Source organism: Bradyrhizobium algeriense (assembly GCF_003062295.1).
In the GTDB taxonomy this organism is placed as follows: Bacteria; Pseudomonadota; Alphaproteobacteria; order Rhizobiales; family Xanthobacteraceae; genus Bradyrhizobium; species Bradyrhizobium algeriense.
In genome coordinates this window covers 1-621 of record NZ_PYCN01000194.1, presented here as the reverse complement: position 1 = coordinate 621, position 621 = coordinate 1, and the positions used below count along the sequence as shown (strand labels likewise).

2 pseudogenes are annotated in these 621 nt (G+C 64.9%); one reads left to right on the top strand and one right to left on the bottom strand.

The features are described from left to right. Positions 1–200: pseudogene (locus C7G61_RS45770) on the top strand (hypothetical protein); the annotation flags it as partial. Positions 201–240: 40 nt separating this feature from the next. Here C7G61_RS45770 and C7G61_RS46890 read toward each other — a convergent pair. Beyond that, positions 241–483: pseudogene (locus C7G61_RS46890) on the bottom strand (penicillin-binding protein); the annotation flags it as partial. Positions 484–621 lie beyond the last annotated feature (138 nt).

Here is a 621-nt window from a genome sequence, read left to right as displayed (position 1 = left end):
CGGGAATGTTCAATCGGCGCTCCGAGCGCCTGCTGGCGGGCCTGACGGCCCAGGCAGCCATCGCGCTCGAGAACAGCCGCCTCTACCGCAATGCACAGAGCGAGATCGAGGAGCGCAAGCAGGCCCAGACCCAGCAATCCCTGCTGATCCGCGAACTCCATCACCGGGTGCGTTGCCCTTGCCGATCTCCACCGACATGATCACAGGGATAGAGTTGATGGAGCGCGCCAAGGCAGACACGAGCGGCATCGAGCCGGAGAAGGAGCGACCATAGTTCTGCGGACACCAATTGCCGAGGCAGATCGGCCGGTCGACCACGATCGAGTTGGGCCGAAGCTTCGGATTGGTGGTCAGGGCCGCGGCGTAGACGAACGGCTTGAAGGAGGAACCGGGCTGCCGCAGGCCCCCGGTGGCACGGTTGAACTGGCTCTGGCCGTAGTCCCGCCCGCCGACGATGGTGCGCACGGCACCGTCCACGTCCATCACGACGATCGCGCCCTGGCCCGCCTTGTACTGGCGTCCATGCTGGCGGAGCATGTTTTCCAGCGTCTCTTCCGTGTGCCGCTGAAGCCCCGTGTCGAGGGGCGTTTTCACGATCAGCACTCGCTCGTTGCCGAATTT